At 69.5% G+C, this 13,981-nt stretch carries 15 protein-coding genes; 5 read left to right on the top strand and 10 right to left on the bottom strand.

What is annotated here, in order from left to right:
• Positions 1 to 43: 43 nt before the first annotated feature.
• Together AC1DVT_RS04155 and AC1DVT_RS04150 are read left to right on the top strand one after the other, a co-directional pair.
• A complete protein-coding gene (locus tag AC1DVT_RS04155; protein WP_477386769.1) occupies positions 44 to 466 on the top strand; it encodes an OsmC family peroxiredoxin in 423 nt (140 codons plus the stop codon).
• Positions 459 to 1,388 carry a TIGR01777 family oxidoreductase gene (locus AC1DVT_RS04150; RefSeq protein ID WP_477386767.1) on the top strand — a complete coding sequence of 310 codons (930 nt, stop codon included), beginning with the start codon at positions 459 to 461 and terminating at the stop codon, positions 1,386 to 1,388. The genes AC1DVT_RS04155 and AC1DVT_RS04150 overlap by 8 nt, the downstream gene beginning before the upstream one ends.
• 149 nt (positions 1,389 to 1,537) lie before the next feature.
• Here the strand turns inward: AC1DVT_RS04150 and AC1DVT_RS04145 are convergent, their stop codons facing one another.
• Together AC1DVT_RS04145 and AC1DVT_RS04140 are read right to left on the bottom strand one after the other, a co-directional pair.
• A complete protein-coding gene (locus AC1DVT_RS04145; protein WP_457100521.1) occupies positions 1,538 to 1,990 on the bottom strand; it encodes a tetratricopeptide repeat protein in 453 nt (150 codons plus the stop codon).
• Positions 1,987 to 2,805 carry a 4-hydroxy-tetrahydrodipicolinate reductase gene (locus AC1DVT_RS04140; protein WP_477386765.1) on the bottom strand — a complete coding sequence of 273 codons (819 nt, stop codon included), beginning with the start codon at positions 2,803 to 2,805 and terminating at the stop codon, positions 1,987 to 1,989. Before AC1DVT_RS04140 ends, AC1DVT_RS04145 begins: the two co-directional genes overlap by 4 nt.
• A gap of 44 nt (positions 2,806 to 2,849) precedes the next feature.
• Between AC1DVT_RS04140 and AC1DVT_RS04135 the strand changes: the two genes are divergently transcribed.
• The gene (locus AC1DVT_RS04135) at positions 2,850 to 3,311 is read left to right on the top strand and encodes a GNAT family N-acetyltransferase (protein ID WP_477386763.1); all 462 of its coding nucleotides are present in this window, start codon (positions 2,850 to 2,852) and stop codon (positions 3,309 to 3,311) included.
• Here AC1DVT_RS04135 and AC1DVT_RS04130 read toward each other — a convergent pair.
• From AC1DVT_RS04130 to AC1DVT_RS04120, 3 genes are all read right to left on the bottom strand, one after another.
• Positions 3,308 to 3,910 (bottom strand): histidine phosphatase family protein, encoded by a 603-nt coding sequence (locus AC1DVT_RS04130; protein WP_457100524.1) that lies wholly within the window; start codon positions 3,908 to 3,910, stop codon positions 3,308 to 3,310. The genes AC1DVT_RS04135 and AC1DVT_RS04130 overlap by 4 nt on opposite strands.
• A 97-nt stretch (positions 3,911 to 4,007) precedes the next feature.
• The gene (locus AC1DVT_RS04125) at positions 4,008 to 5,048 is read right to left on the bottom strand and encodes an aldo/keto reductase (protein WP_477386761.1); all 1,041 of its coding nucleotides are present in this window, start codon (positions 5,046 to 5,048) and stop codon (positions 4,008 to 4,010) included.
• Between the two features lie 264 nt (positions 5,049 to 5,312).
• Positions 5,313 to 7,604: a polyribonucleotide nucleotidyltransferase gene (locus AC1DVT_RS04120; RefSeq protein ID WP_477386760.1), complete on the bottom strand. Its 2,292-nt coding sequence runs from the start codon at positions 7,602 to 7,604 to the stop codon at positions 5,313 to 5,315.
• A gap of 349 nt (positions 7,605 to 7,953) precedes the next feature.
• On the opposite strand from AC1DVT_RS04120, the gene AC1DVT_RS04115 reads away from it, so the two are divergent.
• Both AC1DVT_RS04115 and AC1DVT_RS04110 read left to right on the top strand, forming a co-directional pair.
• Positions 7,954 to 8,139 carry a DUF5302 domain-containing protein gene (locus tag AC1DVT_RS04115; protein WP_477386758.1) on the top strand — a complete coding sequence of 62 codons (186 nt, stop codon included), beginning with the start codon at positions 7,954 to 7,956 and terminating at the stop codon, positions 8,137 to 8,139.
• Positions 8,140 to 8,184: 45 nt separating this feature from the next.
• The gene (locus AC1DVT_RS04110) at positions 8,185 to 9,006 is read left to right on the top strand and encodes a DNA/RNA non-specific endonuclease (RefSeq protein ID WP_477386756.1); all 822 of its coding nucleotides are present in this window, start codon (positions 8,185 to 8,187) and stop codon (positions 9,004 to 9,006) included.
• 28 nt (positions 9,007 to 9,034) lie between these two features.
• On the opposite strand, the gene AC1DVT_RS04105 is transcribed toward AC1DVT_RS04110, so the two are convergent.
• The 5 genes from AC1DVT_RS04105 to AC1DVT_RS04085 form a co-directional block, all read right to left on the bottom strand.
• Complete coding sequence (locus tag AC1DVT_RS04105; RefSeq protein ID WP_477386754.1) at positions 9,035 to 9,913, bottom strand: hypothetical protein; 879 nt, start codon at positions 9,911 to 9,913, stop codon at positions 9,035 to 9,037.
• Between the two features lie 47 nt (positions 9,914 to 9,960).
• Positions 9,961 to 10,662 carry an NUDIX domain-containing protein gene (locus AC1DVT_RS04100; protein ID WP_477386752.1) on the bottom strand — a complete coding sequence of 234 codons (702 nt, stop codon included), beginning with the start codon at positions 10,660 to 10,662 and terminating at the stop codon, positions 9,961 to 9,963.
• A gap of 67 nt (positions 10,663 to 10,729) precedes the next feature.
• Positions 10,730 to 11,377, bottom strand: coding sequence for an FMN reductase (locus tag AC1DVT_RS04095; protein WP_457100531.1), 648 nt, complete (start codon positions 11,375 to 11,377; stop codon positions 10,730 to 10,732).
• Between the two features lies 1 nt (position 11,378).
• Entirely contained in the window at positions 11,379 to 12,584 is a 1,206-nt protein-coding gene (locus AC1DVT_RS04090; protein ID WP_457100600.1) for an LLM class flavin-dependent oxidoreductase, read from the bottom strand.
• A 104-nt stretch (positions 12,585 to 12,688) separates the two neighbouring features.
• On the bottom strand, positions 12,689 to 13,840 hold the full coding sequence (locus AC1DVT_RS04085) for a N(5)-(carboxyethyl)ornithine synthase (protein WP_477386750.1): 1,152 nt from the start codon (positions 13,838 to 13,840) through the stop codon (positions 12,689 to 12,691).
• Positions 13,841 to 13,981 lie beyond the last annotated feature (141 nt).

Raw genomic sequence — 13,981 nt, 5'->3', positions numbered from 1 at the left:
CCGCGGGCGCCGTGCCGGCGTCGGACGTCGACAGGAGATCAAGATGAGCGTGACGAGCGAAGCCACCACCACGTGGAGCGGCGGGCTGTTCGAAGGCGGCGGCAGCGTCGCCCTGGAGAGCTCCAACCAGGGACCCTTCGCGGTCAACTGGAAGGCACGCAGCGAAGGCTCGACCTCGGTCACCACTCCGGAGGAGCTCCTCGCCGCGGCCCACTCGTCCTGCTTCAGCATGGCGCTTTCGCTCGCCCTGGCGCAGAACGGCACTCCCCCGACGAGCATCGAGACCACGGCATCCGTCACCTTCATCCCCGGCACGGGCATCACCGGCAGCCACCTGAACGTGAACGCCGTCGTCCCGGGCCTCGAGGCCGCCGACTTCGACCGGATCGCCGCCGAGGCGAAGTCCGGCTGCCCGGTCTCGCAGGCCCTCGCGATCGAGATCACCCTCGAGGCGACGCTTGCCTGAAGCCTCCGAATCCCGGCGACTACGACACGTCGTGGTCGCCGGGGCTTCGGGCCTGATCGGATCGGCGCTCACAGAAAGCCTGCGCGACGACGGCGTGCGCGTGTCGACGCTCGTGCGGCGAGCCCCGCAGACGCCGGATGAGATCGAGTGGCTGACCGGGGCGGCACCGCTCGATCCGAAGCTCCTGGAGGGGGCCGACGCGGTCGTCGGCCTGAACGGGGCGAGCATCGGGCGCTTCCCCTGGACGTCGAGCTACCAGCGCACCCTGCTCTGGTCGCGCCTGACGCCCACCCAGGAGCTCGCTGCGGCCGTCAAGGCACTCGGGGCCGCGGCGCCCGCACTCATCTCGGCATCCGCAGTCGGCTACTACGGCTCGAGCCCCGGAGTGCGGCTGACCGAGGACTCCCCGCGCGGCGGGACCTTCCTCGCCGACCTGTGCGGCGAATGGGAGTCCGCGGCACTCGCGGCGGGCCCGCACGCCCGAGTCGCCCTGCTGCGCACCGCTCCGATCGTGCACGCGCAGGGGGTGCTCAAGCCGCTCATGCTGCTGACCCGCTTCGGGCTGAGCGGCCCGATCGGCCGCGGCACCCAGGTGTGGCCCTGGATCTCGCTCGACGACGAGGTCAGGGCGATCCGGCATGTGATCGAGACGGATGTCGCGGGCCCGGTGAATCTGACCGGTCCGACGCGCGCGACCGCCAACGATCTCGGCTTCGCACTGGCCGTTCGCATGAACCGCCCCTTCCTCCTGCGCGCGCCGGTCTGGGGAATGCGACTCGTCCTCGGCTCGGACGCGACCGAGGCGCTCCTCACCGCGGACATGGATGTGGCCCCGACCGTGCTGGCGGACTCCGGCTTCACCTTCACCCACCCCACGGTGGAGGATGCCGTCCGCGCCGCCGTCCCGGCGCCCTCCGACTAGACACGCGCGGCAGGCGGGGTGGCCCGGCGTGCCCAACTGCGGGGCTCCTCGCCGACACGCCGGGCACGCGGCATCCGTCCCGTGCGTGTCGGGCACGAGACCCGCAGTTGGGTACGGGCCATAGCGGCTCGCGCGCCTGCGCCGGCTCGTCAGGCGGCGGGGGGCGCCGCGGACTCGAGCTTTATGGCGGTGCGGACCGCGGCACGCGCGCGGCGGCGGTCACCGGCGGCGTCGTAGGCCATGCCGAGCCGGTACCAGGCCCGCCAATCGTCAGGCGCGGCCTCGACGGCGGCGCGGTACGCGGGGAACGCGGCATCCGCGTCGTCGCGCAGCACGCGCCCGCTGGGCCGGAGCCCGACCTCCTCCGCGGGGAGCCCACCCTCGGCGCCGAGTCGACGACCGAGACTATCGGCGCGGACGCCGAACCACAGCTCCCGACCGAGCGCCCAGACCGCGATCACGGGCAGCACGACGAGGGCGGCGCCCATCGCGACGCCGACCGGGTTGCCGCTCGACAGCAGCAGCCACGCGCGCTCGGCCACGAGCACGATGTACAGCGCGAGCAGCGCGGCCATGACCGCGACGCCGATGCGCGCGCTCATGCGCCGGTGACGCGGGCCACCTGGCCCGGCACGCCCTGCTCCTCGACGGGGCTGTCGCTGAGCGCGCCCGCTCCCGGCACGCGCAGTCCGATGTCGAGGAAGCTGTCGAGGCCCACGATCACGCCGCGAGCGTCGCGCGCGGCAGGGAGGGCGATCCGGATGCCTGGACCGTACGCGAGCGCGGGCTCGACGGTGTCATGGGTGATGGTGAGCGACTCCCCCGGCCCGGATAGGATCGCGTCCTGACGGGCGACGACACCCGGTCGGCGCAGGGAGTGGATGGGGACGCTCGCGACCTGCTGTCCCCGGGCGCGCTGGTCGACGTGCGGCGACTCGACCGGGCCCGCATCGAGGCGGGCAGCGGCGATCAGCTCTGCGGTGCGCACCGCGGTGCCGCTCGGCGAATCGACCTTGGTCTCACGGTGGGCCTCGACGATCTCGATCGAGGGKAAGAACCTCGCCGCCGCGGCGGCGAGTGCGCTGCCGATCACCGAGCCGATCGAGAAGTTCGGGATGAACACCGCGCCCGTGCCGGCCGCCGCGACGAGGGGACGCACCAGGGCGATCCGCTCGGCCGACCAGCCGGACGTGCCGACGAGGATGTTCTGCCCTCGTTCGATCGCCGCCCGGACGACGTCGATCGAGATCGCCGGAGTCGACGCGTCGATGACGAGGTCGGCACCGTCGAGATCGGAGAGCGGAGACCGGGATGAGAGCACCGCCACGACCTCGTAGCCATCTTCTGCCTGGACCACCTCACGGAGGATCCCGCCGAGCTTGCCTGTTCCGCCCACAATGGCAACGCGCGTCGTCATGGATCCAGCGTAGACGCCCGCGCCCGCCCGCTACGCTCGAGGCGATGCCCGAACTCCGTGAGCTTCCCGTCGACGACCCGGTGTCCCAGAACCTTCTCGCCGATTACTTCGCGATGCGCCGAGAGGCGTTCCCAGGCGGCACCTACACGACCGCGTTCCCGGCATCCGGGACCTTCGATCCTCCCGGTGCGTTCCTGGTCGCGTACGACGGGCAGGCAGCCGTCGGCTGCGGCGGCATCCGACCGATCGCCGACGGACCGCGCGGGCCCCGATTCGAGGTGAAGCACCTCTACCTGGCCCCGGTCACGCGCGGACGCGGCTGGGGAAGGCTGCTGCTCGCGGAGCTCATCCGGCATGCCCGCGATGCGGGAGGCGCCGAGGTCGTGCTCGACACCCACCACAGTCTCGAGGCGGCGGCGGGGCTGTACGCCGGAGCGGGGTTCGCCCCGATCGCCCCGTACAACGACAACCCCAACGCCACGCGCTGGTACGGGCTGCGACTCTAGACCGGGTAGCTGTCGGGCAGGCCGGTGCGCAGCTCGACCGGGAGATGCGCGAGGTCGTTGTGCGACACGAGCGTCCACGGGCGGCCCTGCTTCTGGGCGATGACGGTGAGGCCGCAGTGCGCCTGATTGAGGGTCATCCAGCGCCACTCCGGCGCCTGCAGCACCTCGCGGACGAACCAGCCGATCACGAAGTTGTGGGTGATGAGCAGCTCATGGACGTCGCCGGGCTTGCGCACCAGGAACTCGCTGACGGCGTCCGCCATCTGGGCGGCGCCTGCCTCGATCTCGGCCTCGGTCACGGAGCCGAAGAAGGGCTCGAACGCCGCCGGAGTGGCCGCGGTCATGCCGCTGGGCACGCAGTCGAAGAGCAGCGCCGTCGGCTCGGGATTCACCGAGGGGAGGCGATCGGCGACGGCCCGCGCCGTCTGCGCGGCTCGCTCGAGCGGCGAGTGCCAGACCGCGTCGAGGGGTACACCCGACAGCCGATCCGCGAGCAGCGACGCCTGACGCCGACCCCGCGGAGAAAGCGGCCCATCGACCAGGCCGTACTCCGCGTCCTGATGCTCGCCATGCCGCACGAGATAGATGTAATGCGTCAATCCAGCTCGCTTCGTCGGGGAGGGTCGGATGCCCGAGGGCACTCATCCACCCTACGTCACGGGGTGCGCGCCCCGAGCGGAGCCCCGCGCAGCGGTGCTACTCGGCGGCCCGAGCGATGTCGGCGAGCTGAGCCCGGCTCAGCCGCACGCCGACGCCCTGGATGAGCTCCTCGATGTGCTGCGGTGCGAATGCGTTGACGATCGGTGCGCTCACCAGTCGCTGTGCGAGCAGCCAGGCGACGGCGATCGCGGCATCCGGCACACCCAGTTCGGCACCGACGGCATCGAGCGCGCGCAGCGTGCGGGTGCCGCGGCGATTCAGGCTCGCGGCGAGCTGCGCGCCGCGCACCGAGAGGCTCCCCCTCAGCCGCGTGCGGTGCCGCCMCGCCAGGAAGCCGTGCTCGAGCGCGTGCGAAGGCGTGACCGCCATGCCCTGCGCCCCGGCGACGAGCCGGAGGTCGGGGTCGAACTCGTGGCGGCGAAGCACGTTGAACGGCACGTCGAGCACGGTGATCCGGGGGTACCCGGCGGACGCGAAGATCCGCGCCTCGACGAGCTGCGCGGCGGTGTAGCCCACCGCACCGAGGGTCTGCGCCTTGCCGGCCTCGACGAGCCACTCCGCAGTCGCGAGGGTGTCTTCGAGCGCCGCGGCCGAATCGGTGGTGGCGTCGAGGTAGAGCACGTCGATGCGATCGGTGCCCAGGCGCGTGAGGGATGCCTCGACCGCGCGCACCAGGTTGACCGGGCCGAGGCCGGGGTTGTCAGGGTGGCCGCCGACCCGGACGCCGAGGACGATCTCGTCACGCAGCCCGCGTGAGCGCAGCCATTGCCCGATGATGTGCTCGCTGCGGCCGCCCGCGAAGCTGTCCGCCGTGTGCACGGCGTTGCCGCCGAGCTCGACGTACGCATCGAGGATGTCGTGGCTCGACTCGAGATCGACGTTCCAGCCGAATTCCGCGCCGCCGAGGATCAGCGGGAAGACCTCGGGACCGCCCTCGCCCAGCGACACCCTCACGTGGGAACCGATCGGCGCGCCCTGGATCGGAATCGGCGCCGACGGGTGCGCGGGAGCGGGGTTTCGGGGCGTGACGGGATGGCTCGTCGAAGACACCTGTGAGCCAACGCCGAAGAAAGCCATGTGTCACCCCCCGCGACGGCGACTCCCTCGGAGTGCCTCGCGATCCGTCCGCACCCCCCGGCGCGGTACTTAGAAGGGTAAGACAGTCCGGACAACCCACCGGTCATTGAGGCGTCCTGTCGGTAAACATTGCATAACGCTTTCATCACGGCGGGCCGTGTTTGCGCAATCTGTCCCCCGATCAGCTGACATCCGGCAGAAAAGCGGATGCCCGCTCCCTCCGAGGAGGAAACGGGCATCCGGACAACGGTCGGACTCGGCGGATCAGCCTTCGGCCGGCGCCTCGGGGCCGGGGTTGGCCGCTGCGCGACCTTCCTGGTCGGCCGGCTCGTCGGTGACGGGCTCGAGCGACAGCTTGCCGCGGTCGTCGATCTTCGTGATCTTCACGAGGATCTTCTGGCCGACGTTGAGCACGTCTTCGACGTTCTCCACGCGCTTGCCGCCGGCGAGCTTGCGGACCTCGCTGACGTGCAGCAGTCCGTCCTTGCCGGGGAGCAGCGAGATGAACGCGCCGAACGTCGCGATCTTCACCACGGTGCCGAGGAACTGCTCGCCGACCTCCGGGTTGGTGGGGTTGGCGATCGCGTTGACCTGGGCACGAGCGGCCTCGGCCGACGGTCCGTCGACGGCGCCGATGTAGACGGTGCCGTCCTCCTCGATGGAGATGTCGGCGCCGGTCTCGTCCTGGATCGCGTTGATCGTCTTGCCCTTGGGCCCGATGAGCTCGCCGATCTTGTCGACCGGGATCTGCACGCTGATCACGCGCGGTGCGGTCGGGGCCATCTCGTCCGGACCGTCGATCGCGGCGTTCAGCACACCGAGGATCGTGATGCGGGCGTCGTAGGCCTGCTGCAGCGCGGCGGTCAGCACCGACGACGGGATGCCGTCGAGCTTCGTGTCGAGCTGGATCGCGGTGACGAACTCGCTGGTGCCGGCGACCTTGAAGTCCATGTCGCCGAGTGCGTCTTCTGCACCGAGGATGTCGGTGAGCGCCGCGTAGCGAGTCTGGCCGTCGACCTCGTCGGAGACGAGACCCATCGCGATACCGGCGACCGGTGCGCGCAGCGGCACGCCGGCGTTGAGCAGCGAGAGGGTGGACGCGCAGACCGAGCCCATCGACGTCGAGCCATTGGAGCTCAGCGCCTCGGAGACCTGGCGGATGGCGTACGGGAACTMCTCGCGGGACGGAAGCACCGGCGCGAGGGCGCGCTCGGCGAGGAAGCCGTGCCCGATCTCGCGACGCTTCGGGCTGCCGACACGGCCGGTCTCACCGGTCGAGTAGGGCGGGAAGTTGTAGTGGTGCAGGTACCGCTTCTTCGTGATCGGCGACAGCGAGTCGATCTGCTGCTCCATCTTGAGCATGTTCAGCGTCGTGACGCCCAGGATCTGGGTCTCACCGCGCTGGAAGATCGCCGAACCGTGAACGCGCGGGATGACCTGCACCTCGGCGTCGAGCGGACGGATGTCGGCCAGGCCGCGGCCGTCCATACGGACGCCCTCGGTCAGGATGCGTCCGCGGACGATCTTCTTGGTGACCGACTTGTAGGCGGCCGAGAACTCCGTGGTCGCAACCGCGGGGAGCTCGCCCGACTCGACTGCGGCGAGCAGCTCGCCCTTGACGCGGTCCTTCAGTGCGTCATCAGCGTCGTTGCGCGCGACCTTCTCGGCGATCTGGTAGATGCCCTTGAGCTCGTCGTAGGCGCGGCCCGCGACGAAGTCGTAGGTCTCCTGGCTGTACGGCAGGAAGACCGGGAAGGACTTGATCTCCTTGGCAGCGGTGCTTGCAAGCTGAGCCTGAGCCTCGACGAGCTGCTTGAGGAAGGGCTTCGAGGCCTCGAGACCCTGCGCGACGACGGCCTCGCTGGGCTTGACGGCGCCCGACTTGATGAGGTTCCACGAACCCTCGGTGGCCTCAGCCTCGACCATCATGATCGCGACATCCTGGTTGCCGTTCGCGTCGGTGACGACGCGGCCGGCGACGATGAGGTCGAACACGGCGTCTTCGAGGACCTTCGCGGTCGGGAACGCGACCCACTGGTCGGCGTGCTCACCGTGTCCGGGCACGAGTGCCAGGCGGACGCCGGCGATCGGACCCGAGAAGGGCAGACCCGAGATCTGGGTCGACAGCGAGGCCGCGTTGATGGCCAGCGCGTCGTAGAACTCGCCGGGAGCGATCGAGAGGACGGTGACGACGATCTGGACCTCGTTGCGGAGACCGTCGACGAACGACGGGCGCAGCGGCCGGTCGATCAGACGGCAGACGAGGATCGCCTCGGTCGACGGGCGACCTTCGCGGCGGAAGAACGAGCCGGGGATCTTGCCGGCGGCGTACGAACGCTCTTCGACGTCGACGGTCAGCGGGAAGAAGTCGAAGCCTTCTCGCGGGGACTTTCCGGCGCTGGTGGCCGAGAGGAGCATCGTCTCCTCGTCGAGGTACGCGGCGACGGCACCCTGTGCCTGCTGCGCGAGACGACCGGTTTCGAACCGGATGGTGCGGGTGCCGAAGCGTCCATTGTCGAGGACGGCTTCCGTGGCGGTGATTTCAGGACCTTCCAAGAGGTCTCTCCTTCTTTGTTTTAGCTCGCCCGCCCGTATGGCGCGCGAGCATTCACGAAGGAGCAGGAACAGGCAGATATGGGCGCGCGAACGAAACCGCGTGTGCCGCCTGCGCTGGCCACCAGTAGAAGATCACCCGACGCGAATCGTCCGGGGAACCCACCACAGGGGACCAGCTTTTCTGCCGGCCTGCTCCATGAGCTCATTTTGAATTGAGCGGATGCCGAGAGGCAACCTGACCAAGCCTACCAGTGAGGCGCCCCTGAACCCCTGTGAGGGCACCCCTCTGCGGCCGCGAGGGCGCCGATGCCCGCATGACAGTGGCGCGCGCTCTGCGTAGGGTGGAGGCATGAGCACCGATGACAAGCCGACCGGCGCCGCAACCGACGACATGAAGCGCAAGTTCAAAGAGGCGCTCGACAAGAAGAACGCGCAGAGCCGGGACGGCGAGGCGCACCTCGACGGCGACTCGGTCGTGCACAGCTCGCACGGTCCGGCGTCGCAGAAGCGCGAGTTCCGCCGCAAGAGCGGCTGATCCTGAGCGGCCGAGATGGATCGGATGCCGCGACATGATGGGGGCATGAATCCCCTGGACGCGGCATCCGTCGCCATCGGCTACGACCCGGCGTTCCTGACGGTGCCGGTGCCGCTGCCCGTGGCCCTCGCCGACACCGAGACCGTCGCCCTCGCCTACCCGCACTTCTCGGTCAGCCTGGACACCTCCAGACGCCTCGCCGCGGTGACCGGCGTCAACATCGACGGCGCCCGGCTCCACGATCTCGAGCGCACCGGAGACTGGGAGCTCGACCCGCGCGTGCCGCCGAGCGCGCAGACGGGCCCGGCCGTCTACGCCGCCAACGACTTCGACCGCGGGCACCTCGTCCGTCGCCGCGATCCCGGCTGGGGCACCATCGCCGAGGCGAAGGCCGCGACCGAGGCGACGTTCGTGTACCCGAACGCCGCGCCGCAGGCGGCGGTGTTCAATCAGTCCGAGGAGCTCTGGGTGGGCCTGGAGAACCACGTCCTGCAGTGGGCGGATGCCGCCGACCTGCGCGTCTCGGTCTTCACCGCTCCTGTTCTCGGAGCGGACGACCCGCCGTATCGCGGCATCCGGATCCCCCTGCGATTCTGGAAGGTCGCGGCGTGGACCGACGATGCCGGTGAGCTCGCCGCGGCAGGTTTCCTCCTGGACCAGAGCGAGCTCATCGACACCACCGAGGGAGTCGTCGGGGTCGCGCCGCTCGGGGGCTTCCGCACCTTCCAAGTGCCGATCGCCGACATCGGCGAGCTGGCCGGCATCGACTTGGGTCCGCTGGTCGCGGCCGACGTGCTCAGTGAAACGGTGTCAGTCGCCGGCTCGGCGTGGGTGGAGCTGACCGACCCGTCGCTGATCCGCCTGTGAGGCGCAGACCTGAGCTGACTCTGCCGACTCAGTTCGGGTAGAGCGCATCCCACGCGATCTCGGCCATCTTGGCGTGTCCGCTCGGCCTCAGGTGGCTGAAATCCGGCGTCAGGTCTACGGGATCGAGCTGCATCGCCTGCATCGCCCCCTCATCGGTGATGCAGTGCGCGTACGCGCTGCACACCTCGACGACCGTGTTGAAGTACGAATCGACGAGCTGCTGCAAACCCGCGACCTTCTCGGGCACGACTTCGAGGGTGGCGGGGTCGACGACATCGCACAGGCCGGTTCCCGCGATGCGCGCGGGGTCGACCGCCATCGCCGCCGCGGTGTACTCCTCGACCGATGCCCATTGCGACACGAAGAGGATGGTCGCGTCCGGCAGCCCCGCCGAGAGCACGTCCATGACCTTCACAAGGCCATCCCGGTAGACGGGCAGGTGCTGTTCGTCGGTCCCATCGCACTGCATGTCGTTGTCGATCGATTGGATGAGGACGAGCTCCAGCTTCGGATCCTCCCCCACGATCAGCTTCGCCTGGCCCAGCAATCCGTTGACGTTGGAGCCGTCCACGGCGACGTTCACCGCGTGACCTTCGACCGCGGGGTTCTCCGCGAGGATACGCAGGTAAACGCTGTTCACCTCGGGACTGTCTCCGGTCGCCCAGGAATTGCTCCGGGCATCCACGCCAGGGGCTGCGCTGTCGTAGCCGGTGAGCCCCGAGTGGCCGATTGCGGCGATCGCGGATGGCCAGCCGGGCACCGCTTCAGCGGGCGGCGGGGACGCGCTCTCGGCAGGGGCTGCGACCGGCTGCCCGTTCGAGCACGCGGCCAGCGCGAGCGCTGCGACCACGCCGACGATGAGCGCCGGCCATGCACCACGACGGCGCGCAACGTTGATCAGGGCCACGGCTACCCCCAGGAATCGTTCGCCCGAACTTTCCCGGATGCTAGCAGTCAGCGCGCGAACGGGCCATCGAGGACGGCCCACTGCAGCAGCATGATCGTCTTCGCGTCGGCGATCCGGCCGTCGCGGATCATGGCGAGCGCAGTGTCGATGTCGAGTTCGAGCACGTCGATCTCCTCGCCCTCATCGGCGAGTCCGCCGCCCGCGGCCGTGCGCTCCGCCGGCGTGTAGGGCGCGGCATAGAAGTGCAGCCGCTCGGTGACCGACCCGGGACTCATGTACACGTCGAAGACGTGCTGCAGCTCGCCGACCTGCACGCCGGTCTCTTCGGCCGCCTCCCGGCGGATCGCGGTCTCCGGGTCGTCGTCGTCGAGCAGACCAGCTGCCGTCTCGATCAGCATGCCGTCGGGATGGTCGTTCACATAGACCGGGAAGCGGAACTGCCGGGTGAGCAGCACCACGCGCCTGGCCGCGTCGTAGAGCAGCACGGTCGCCCCATTGCCGCGATCGTAGGTCTCGCGCTGCTGCGTGGACCACGCGCCGGCGTCGTCCTGGTAGTCGAGGGTCGTGCGGCGCAGGACGTGCCACCCGCTCGCGAGCAGCTCCACGTCGCGCACCCGCACCCGCGGGTTGCGGTCGAGATCCAGGCCCGTCCGGTCGAGCCCGGTGCGGCCGCGGGCGTCGGGGAGATCGGCGCCCGGGATGCCGCGGCGCTCGGGAAGTCGGTCCAAGGATGCTTCGTCAGCGGTCACTCTTGAACCCTATTCGCGTCCCTCCTCGCCTCGGGCCCATGCACCCGAGACGAGGAGCGGACGACGACTACTCCCCCGCGAGACCGCCGAGGAGGTGGCCGAACGAGCGGCCCTCGCCGAGGTAGTTCGCCGGGTCGAACGGATCGCTGCCGGCGACGGGCTCGCGCCGCGCCACCGCTTCGGCGAGTTCGCGGGCACCGCGGTCGACGCGTTCGCTGAGCGGGGCGACGCGGTCGGCCGAGCCGCCCCAGTCGCTCGAGGCTGCGAACACACCCGTGGCGACGGCCTCGGCGTGCAGGTAGGCGAACAGCGGCCGGATCGCGTAGTCGATCGCCAGCGAGTGGCGGGCCGTGCCCGCATTCGCCCCGATGAGGACGGGCTTGCCGGTGAGCGCGTCGGGGTCGAGCACGTCGATGAACGACTTGAACAGCCCCGAATAGCTCGTCGAGAAGATCGGCGTCACCGCGATGATCGCGTCAGCCGAGACGACCGCGTCGATCATCGACTCCAGCGCCGGCGGCGCGAAGCCGGTGAGGAGGTTGTTGGTGATGTCGTGCGCGTAGTCGCGCAGCTCGAACACGTCGACCTCGGTCTCGATCCCGCGCTCGGCGAGCTGCTTGACGGCGGAGGCCGCGAGCCGATCGGCGAGCATCCGTGTCGAAGAGGGGTTGGAGAGCCCCGCCGAGATCACGGCGATGCGGCGCTGCGAGGTCATCTCAAGCTCCTGTCCGGGTTGCGGCGGCACCGAACGCGACGCCGGCCTTGGCCGGAGTGTCGCGGTAGGGCGTGTCGCCGGCGAGATTGTCACCACGGTTCGCGTTCGGGACGGCGACCCGCGGGGCCTCGTCGCCGTAGGCGGCACGCACGAGACCCGCGTGGGTCGGCGCATCCGGCACCTCTGCGGGACGGTTCTTCGCCAGCTCCTTGCGGAGCACCGGAACCACTTCGCCACCCAGGATGTCGAGCTGTTCGAGCACCGTCTTCAGCGGAAGTCCGGCGTGATCGATGAGGAACAGCTGCCGCTGGTAGTCGCCGAAGTGCTCGCGCATGCCGGCGTAGCGGTCGATGACCTGCTGCGGCGAGCCGACGGTGAGCGGGGTCATCTCGGTGAAGTCCTCGAGCGACGGGCCATGGCCGTAGACCGGAGCGTTGTCGAAGTAGGGCCGGAACTGGGTGACCGCGTCCTGCGACTTGGCCGCCATGAACACCTGACCGCCCAGTCCGACGATCGCCTGCTCGGGCGTGCCGTGCCCGTAGTGCGCGTAGCGCTGGCGATAGAGGGCGATGAGGCGCTGGTAGTGCTCCTTGGGCCAGAAGATGTTGTTCGCGAAGAAGCCGTCACCGTAGTACGCGGCCTGCTCGGCCACCTCGGGGGTGCGGATCGAGCCGTGCCAGACGAACGGTGCGACGCCGTCCAGCGGACGAGGCGTGGACGTGAATCCCTGCAGCGGCGTGCGGAACTGACCCTCCCAGTCGACGACGTCCTCGCGCCACAGTCGGTGCAGCAGGTTGTAGTGCTCGATGGCGAGCGGCAGGCCCTGACGGATGTCCTGGCCGAACCACGGGTAGACCGGGCCGGTGTTGCCGCGGCCGAGCATGAGGTCCGCCCGGCCGCCGGCGAGGTGCTGGAGCATCGCGAAGTCCTCGGCGATCTTGACCGGGTCGTTCGTCGTGATGAGCGTCGTGGCGGTAGAGAGCACGAGGCGCTCGGTCTGGGCCGCGATGTAGGCGAGCGTGGTCGTGGGCGATGACGACCAGAACGGCGGATTGTGGTGCTCTCCGAGCGCGTAGACATCCATGCCCACGTCCTCGACGTGCTTGGCGATGATGACAGCGTTGCGGATCTTCTCCGCTTCGCTGGGTGTCCTGCCGGTGGTGGGATCCTCGGTGATGTCGCTGACGCTCATCACGCCGAACTGCATCCCGGACCAGGTGGTGTTCTCGCTCACGATCTCTTCTCGCTCTCCGGATGCTGCGGCATCCGATTTCCATGCAAGTGAATGTATCTCGTGTAACGCGGCGCCTGTCAGGATATTCCGGCCAGATGCGGAAAGGCCGAATCGCGGGATTGGAACTCCAGGATCGCGGGGTTCAGGACCACACCGTCCGAGATCTCGGTCGCCCGCCGGATCGTCTCGTCCTTCGCCCATGCGCCCGGTCCGCCCATCACGGTCGGGATGAAGCCGAGCAGCGCTTCGCTGATCTCCCAGCTCGCCGAGTTCCACAGGTACGAGGGGCTGTGGTCCACGCCGTAGTAGTTGATCGTCCGTCCGACGGTGAACATGGGCTCCGCGAAGGACGTGGGCCGGGCCCACTCGAAGCCCATACCCTCGTCGCACGAGACGTCGACGATGAGGCTGCCGGGACGGAAGGCGTCGAGATCGGTCTCGCGGAGGTAGAGCAGCGGACTGTTCGGATCCTGCAGCGTGCAGTTCACGACGATGTCGCTCTCGGCGAGGAACGGTGCGAGCGGCGCCCTGCCCTCGTCGGTGATGACTTCGCTGAGATACGGCTCATCGTCGTGGTCGAACTGGATGATGCGCGCCGCGTGGATCGGCGCGGCCACCGACGCGGTCCGCCGGTTGGTCAGCACCCGCACATCGTGCACGCCGTGTGCGCGGAGCGCGGTCACCGCGCCGCGCGCAGTCGCGCCGAATCCGATCACGACCGCCGTGAGCCGGCGGCCGTAGTCCCCCGTCGAGCCGCAGAGCTCGAGCGCGTGCAGCACAGAGCAGTACCCCGCCAGCTCGTTGTTCTTGTGGAACACGTGCAGGCCGAACCCGCCGTCCTTGGCCCAGTGGTTCATCGCCTCGAACGCGATGACCGTGAGCCGCTTGTCGATCGCGAGCTGCGTCATCCGTTCGTCCTGCACCAGGTGCGGCCAGCCCCACAGCACCTGGCCGTCACGGAGGTCCTGCAGGTCTTCGAGCTGAGGCTTGGGCAGGAGCACCACATCGGATGCCGCGATCACCTCGTCGCGGGGCGCGAAACGCCCGACGAACGGAAGGATGTCGGCATCCTCGATGCCGAAGCGCTCCGCGTACCCTTCCTCGACGATCACCCGCCGGCGCAGGCGTTCCGGGAGCCGTTCGAAGTGGCCGGGGTGGATCGGAACCCGCCGTTCTTCGGGCTTGCGCGAGGTGCCGATCACACCGAGAGTCAGTCCAGCAGCGGTCATCGTCCGGCCTCGTTCCATGCCCGGGGCAGAAGCCTCCCCCGGAGTCTCGACGCTACACCTCGGTTCTGCGCGCGAGCACGGAAGGGGCAGGGCGCCGATGCGACGCCCCGCCCCGTGGACCTCTCCGAGCGGCTATCGGTG

Source organism: Microbacterium sp. P2_F9, assembly GCF_056403635.1.
Note: the sequence above shows the minus strand (reverse complement) of the source record. Positions and strands in the feature narration are given on the sequence as shown.

Coding starts and splice junctions, on each gene's coding strand:
- AC1DVT_RS04110 (WP_477386756.1), top strand. CDS start 8,185: ATGAATCCCCTGGACGCGGCATCCGTCGCCATCGGCTACGACCCGGCG.
- AC1DVT_RS04145 (WP_457100521.1), bottom strand. CDS start 1,990: ATGAGCGCGCGCATCGGCGTCGCGGTCATGGCCGCGCTGCTCGCGCTG.
- AC1DVT_RS04090 (WP_457100600.1), bottom strand. CDS start 12,584: ATGCAGTTCGGCGTGATGAGCGTCAGCGACATCACCGAGGATCCCACC.
- AC1DVT_RS04155 (WP_477386769.1), top strand. CDS start 44: ATGAGCGTGACGAGCGAAGCCACCACCACGTGGAGCGGCGGGCTGTTC.
- AC1DVT_RS04085 (WP_477386750.1), bottom strand. CDS start 13,840: ATGACCGCTGCTGGACTGACTCTCGGTGTGATCGGCACCTCGCGCAAG.
- AC1DVT_RS04135 (WP_477386763.1), top strand. CDS start 2,850: ATGCCCGAACTCCGTGAGCTTCCCGTCGACGACCCGGTGTCCCAGAAC.
- AC1DVT_RS04095 (WP_457100531.1), bottom strand. CDS start 11,377: ATGACCTCGCAGCGCCGCATCGCCGTGATCTCGGCGGGGCTCTCCAAC.
- AC1DVT_RS04115 (WP_477386758.1), top strand. CDS start 7,954: ATGAGCACCGATGACAAGCCGACCGGCGCCGCAACCGACGACATGAAG.